General features: G+C 45.9%; 8 protein-coding genes. All 8 read left to right on the plus strand.

The features are described from left to right. The coding region (locus tag ACFUTU_RS21035) for a hypothetical protein (RefSeq protein ID WP_377967868.1) at positions 1 to 283 on the plus strand (283 nt) is incomplete at its 5' end. Between the two features lie 340 nt (positions 284 to 623). Then, positions 624 to 920, plus strand: a complete 297-nt coding sequence (locus ACFUTU_RS21040) for a hypothetical protein (protein ID WP_063336321.1) — start codon at positions 624 to 626, stop codon at positions 918 to 920. After that, positions 907 to 1,668: a LysM peptidoglycan-binding domain-containing protein gene (locus ACFUTU_RS21045; RefSeq protein ID WP_376642739.1), complete on the plus strand. Its 762-nt coding sequence runs from the start codon at positions 907 to 909 to the stop codon at positions 1,666 to 1,668. Before ACFUTU_RS21040 ends, ACFUTU_RS21045 begins: the two co-directional genes overlap by 14 nt. 8 nt (positions 1,669 to 1,676) lie before the next feature. Beyond that, on the plus strand, positions 1,677 to 2,501 hold the full coding sequence (locus ACFUTU_RS21050; protein ID WP_376642737.1) for a glycoside hydrolase family 73 protein: 825 nt from the start codon (positions 1,677 to 1,679) through the stop codon (positions 2,499 to 2,501). Next, positions 2,470 to 3,255, plus strand: a complete 786-nt coding sequence (locus ACFUTU_RS21055) for a hypothetical protein (protein ID WP_376642735.1) — start codon at positions 2,470 to 2,472, stop codon at positions 3,253 to 3,255. The genes ACFUTU_RS21050 and ACFUTU_RS21055 overlap by 32 nt, the downstream gene beginning before the upstream one ends. After that, the gene (locus ACFUTU_RS21060) at positions 3,256 to 4,362 is read left to right on the plus strand and encodes a hypothetical protein (protein WP_376642734.1); all 1,107 of its coding nucleotides are present in this window, start codon (positions 3,256 to 3,258) and stop codon (positions 4,360 to 4,362) included. Positions 4,363 to 4,375: 13 nt separating this feature from the next. Next, positions 4,376 to 4,594 (plus strand): hypothetical protein, encoded by a 219-nt coding sequence (locus tag ACFUTU_RS21065; RefSeq protein WP_376642732.1) that lies wholly within the window; start codon positions 4,376 to 4,378, stop codon positions 4,592 to 4,594. A 5-nt stretch (positions 4,595 to 4,599) separates the two neighbouring features. After that, positions 4,600 to 5,376, plus strand: coding sequence for a glucosaminidase domain-containing protein (locus ACFUTU_RS21070; RefSeq protein ID WP_376642730.1), 777 nt, complete (start codon positions 4,600 to 4,602; stop codon positions 5,374 to 5,376). The last annotated feature ends 161 nt before the right edge of the window (positions 5,377 to 5,537 follow it).

The following is a 5,537-nucleotide window of genomic DNA, read 5'->3' on the forward strand; positions in this document are numbered from 1 at the left end:
CTTTTATGGCGGCAAACACCTGTCAAAGATGGCACAGAAAATGACGCCTGACATTTCTACACCGATGGACGTTGTAAAAGATGGTTGGGAATCTACAAAAGAAACCGTCGACGAAGCCGGAAAGACAGCGAAAAAGGCAGTTGAAAAAGCGACAGGATACGACACGTATAAAAAGTATCAAAAGATGAAGCCGGAGCAGAAAAAGAAAGTCAAAAAAGCCGCTAAAGACAGTTTCATAGATGGGTTTTGGAACGGTCTTAAACGCGGTTTTGGCTTGAAGTAAAGGGGTGATTCTATGCAAGAGTTTACAAAGTCTATGCGGTTTATTATCACCTTTCTCTTTTTCGTTATCCTGCTGGGTATGTTCACAAATGAAAAAATAACGTACACGTTCTTGGTACTTGTTCTCGCAAGTATGGCAGTCCTGAACGTTGACAAGGTAAAACAAATCATGGGAGGTCTTGTGGATGGTTAACAAGTTTTTTGACGTGATTGCGGGTATCGGGATTCTCATTGGTATTTATCTGTTCCTGAAAAATGCCAAGTCTACGACTTCCATTATCAGCACAATCGCGAGCAATTCAATTTCAGGCATCAAAGTATTACAAGGGAGGTAAGGCGGCATGATGGAAGGCTATCACCTTCAAAACCGGGTTCATGCGCTTCAGGAGCTTTCACGTCCAGTGGAGCTACCTGACGCGCAGCTAGGTATTGGAGACGCTGAAGAATTACGCCCAACACATGCCAACTTCATTTACCCGATGGTTCCGAAAGAAGCATTGATCGACAAAGTAACAAACATGAGTATTGAGAAAGCGACAGTCGATCTAAACGGAAATCAGGTAGATGAAGAAAACTTCCCTAAGAATCATTATTTCGGTGATCCGATAGGAGGCTTATATTGGTATGGCGGAATTTGAACAAGTCGGTCATGAATCCGGGGGTCATTCCCCGGGTAAAAAGAAATTCCAATTAAACAAAAAGAATATTGTCATTATCGGGTCGGTTGCAATTGGGGTCTTTCTATTAGTCTCCCTTGTGACGCGTGGGCGTCCTGCTGAGGAAGAACAGTACGTGACTTCTGAAGCATTAGAGGGTGATTACTTGGATGGCAATCCTATGAATTCAAGCTTGGTTCAGGCACAGCTACAAAACAATCAATCTCTCATTGAAGGTAGCGTTGATACAGCCTTAAACAACTTTGCAAATGAATTGGGGCAGAACCAAGAATCATTTAAGTCAGATGTAATCGACACCATTACCGATATTGGCAAGGAAAACAAAACGTATGTTGACCAAGTAAAGGACAGCATTTCAAAACAGCTTGCCGATCAAGCGAAGAAATACAGCAACTTGGAAACAGAAAATGACCAGCTTCATAAAGAACTGGAAAAGCTGAAGAACGCGAAACCGTCAACACCTGCCAAAACGACAACACCTGCTAAAAAACCGTCAACCCCGGCTAAAAAGCCATCGCCAGCGAAAAAACCGTCTACACCAAAATACAAAACGGTGACGGTGAAAAAAGGTGACACGTTGTCAGAATTGACGCAGAAATATGGTAAGGGTGGTACAAAAGCCGCGTATATGGAAACAGCCAAGTTTAACAAACTCAAAGACCCGAACAAAATTAAACCGGGTCAGAAAATCAAAATCCTGACAAAGTAGGTGGAAGTATGGGCGTAAATATAAAGCCGTTTATCAAAGACGCGCAAGCCATACAGAAAGAAACTGGCATCCCTGCATCCATCATACTGGGTCAAATCATGTTAGAATCAGGCGGTTCAAACCCGGGCGGATTGTCCGGGCTTGCCTACTACTCTAAGAACCTATTTGGAATAAAGGGAAGAGGTACAGCAGGAAGTGCCACGATGGGTACGACCGAAGTATATAACGGTAAGACCTATCACGTGAAGGATGGCTTTGCAAAGTACAACAGCTATCAAGATTCCATACGCGCCCACGCGGAACTATTATCCAAGCCGCGTTATGCGTCAAAGCTGAAGAACGCAAAAAGCGTTGAGGACTATGCGAAGGGAATCAAAGCTGGAGGGTATGCAACAGACCCTAACTATGTAAATAAGCTTCTCGGCATTATCAGCAGTAACAACCTTCACCAGTACGATGATAAGGACATTACATTCAAAGGAACGTCAGGAGCCGGGGCGACAGGTGGGGATTCTTCATCTTCAGGCACTGACGACAAATCATATTTATCAAATATCATGTTCGGCGTGTTCAGATGGTCTCTTATTCTCGGGCTTGCTATCATTGCAATCGTGTTCTTTATGAAAGCCTTCCCAGCAGTCGGAGACGTTGCGAAAGGTACAGCATCCACCGCAATGGATTTTGTTCCGGGTGGTCGTGCTGTCAAATCTGTTTCTAAGGGAGCCAAAGCCATTAAGAAAGGACGCAGCGCGTCAAACCACATCAAGAAAGCCGCTACAATAGCAAAAGGAGTGAACAAGAATGCCGGAACTAGTCAAACAGCCGGGGGATGACCATAAAAAGAGTACATGGCGTGAACAGACCGTCACCATGCTACCGGGCGACATTACAACGGTTTATTTTGACGACACAAAGCCGAACCATTCAGCCATAACAAATAACACAAGTCAGATCGTGTACGTACACGAGCGCCCGAGCGTGTCGCCTAACAATTATCTTTTAGCCGTAGCGCCGGGGTCAACAAAGCTTTTGGCGCGACCGCTCGGCTATCACACAATCTACCTTGACGCCGCGATCGTGCAGCCCGAAAAAGTCCGGGTCGAATCTTGGATTGAGAAATTTACAGCGTCATCTATACCACAGTCCATTGACACCGTTCAGCTTGGGCAGATGACAGGAACCGTAGATATATCAGCGTTACCGCCGCTTGCGGCAGGCGACAAGCATATTGGGAGTGTTGAGATAGATAAGCCTGTCACACTCGGCGGGTCTTCTATCCCGGCGACACAACCTGTACCAACTCGGGAAGCCGGAATGAATGACTTTAGGGTTGGTGGGGTGAGTGTAGGCGTCACGCCTGTAATGGCAAAGTCAGGTTCTAGCAAACTGACAAACCGCCGAGAGTTGACGATCTACCCGCCTAACTCGGGTGTCATTTATTGGGGTAAGCAGGGTGTCGAGACGACTACAGGTGCGCCGCTCACGTCTAACGACAGCCCGCTAACATTTAAGGTTCATAGCCAAAGCCCTGACGTGTACCTAGTCGCTGATACTGAGACAGTCGTCACAATCGTGGAGGTGTCCTAATTGATTGAACTCGGGTCAAGGCGGACGCCGCCCTATGATGATACAGGCGTCAAAACAAGTATTTCAGATTTAAAAGACAAGATGGCAAAGCTTCAGGACACCGTTGACCATATGGACGTGTCAGATGAGATAAAGAACGATATTCTGACGCTTCAGCAAAAAGTCCAAGCGTTAGAGGATACCGCGGACGGTGGGTCAACTGGTGCAACTGACCAACAAATTCAAAGTATGAAGGCTGACGTTGATTCATTCGGCCGAGTCTTGGACGCTCATGTAAAGGACACGACCAAACACGTATCGTCTGAAGACCGTACCAAGTGGGACGGTATGAGTGACAGGGTGACGACATCAGAAACAAACCTGAAGAACCATATCGCAAATGCTAAACCTCACGTCTCGGATTCTGAACGTTTGAAATGGAATCAAGCTGCTACGGATGCGACACAGCTGCAAAAGGATTTACAGACAACGAATCTATCGCTTCAGGATGTTATCGGGGTTCAAAACTTCTCACAGAAATATGCATTAACGGATGCTGAAGGAATGCGGAAACGGTTGGCTTCAGCTGACAGCATATTCACCGCACCACCCGGTTTTTATTATGGGACAGGATGGAATCAACTACCGTTACCGGGTGACGCTTCTTGGTACTATCTCGACATTCTACCAGCGCCAAACGGTCTGCGGAAATTGGTTCTGACACGTTCCTATGATAATACGTCATGGATTGGTGTTATACACACTGACAATGTATTCAGGGGTTGGCGACAGCTGTTTACACAAAATGATTTTATGGCGCTCACATGGTATAACCTTCCGTTATTGAATGGAGCAAAGGCGTCAGGAAGAACACCGCAGTATACCCGCTGGGGAAACATCCTCATGCTAAAAGGTGACGTGGCGTGTGACCTCGGCGTTGACTTTGCACAATTGCCCGCGTCATATTCACCGTCAGACAAAAAGGCGGTCATGGCAACAGCATACGGAACGACAGGCTTCACAAAATTTTATATCAACACTGACGGTAAACTGGCGTTTGTCGGCTTTTCAGGAAACAATCAGTCCGCCGTGTCCAGTTGGTCATTAGACGCGGCAGTGCCTTACTAGGAGGGTTGGAGCAATGGAAATGATACAAGTATTCGTATATGATTCGGATTTCATCTTCGACTATCCTGAAATTGTTCCGGCTGATTCCGTACCGGATAATGCGACAACCGTACAGCCGCCGGGATATTGGCGGGCGCAATTTCAGAAGGATAGAAAACTATGGATTGAATCCGCTTCAGACGAACAAATAAATGAAATGAGACAACAAATGAGGGAGAGTGTAAAAGAATGAGTTTCATGGAGAATGTTGCAAGTGAAGCACAAAAATTATACGGTGTAAGTCGAGTTTTACCTTCAGTTATCACAGCACAAGCCATACATGAGTCAAATTGGGGCAAATCCGGGCTTGCTACGCGTGCAAATAACCTGTTTGGTATAAAAGGTATCGGGAACGCTGGAACCGTTCATATGGGCACGTGGGAGGTTTTAAACGGGGTCGATAAAACAATCAAAGCAGGGTTCCGGGCGTATAAGTCTGTTCGCGATTCTATCATAGACCTTGTGAACCTCTATAACCGTCTTGACCGTTATAAGGCTGTTGTCGGGGAAACGAACTATGTACAAGCTTGTGCCGCCATCCAAAAGGGTGGATATGCGACAGACCCGAACTATGCGAAGAAGCTTATCGCCACAATCGAAGCCCACGGGCTGACGAAATACGATAAGGTCGGGAACAAAGCCGCAGTGAAGGCGAAACCTGCCAAGTCGTCCGGCTCGACATATACCGTTAAGGCGGGTGACACATTGACAGCAATTGCAAAGAAATATAATACGTCAGTGAAGGAGTTGGCGAAAGTGAACGGTATTAAAGATGTTAATATGATTCGTGTTGGTCAAGTCCTGAAGGTATCAGGAGCCGCACCATCCGGCGGTACATTCTACACCGTAAAGGCGGGCGACAACCTGACGAAAATTGGTAAGAAATTCGGTGTGTCCGTTAAGACATTGACCACAGTTAATCGTATCCCGGATGCGAATAAGATTTATGTCGGTCAACGGTTAAGGGTGAAATAATTTACAATATATACTAACATTTGTTAAAATTAAGTAGAATAGGAGCCGCGGAAGACTTCTATTCTATCTGTAACAATAGAGTCACGCCCGAGACACAACCCGCTGGAAAAATATCCGGCGGGATTTTTTATTATTGACAGTTCCCGGGTGACATGTTAATT

Source organism: Arthrobacter sp. NPDC057388, from assembly GCF_042668165.1.
Taxonomy (GTDB): domain Bacteria; phylum Actinomycetota; class Actinomycetes; order Actinomycetales; family Micrococcaceae; genus Arthrobacter.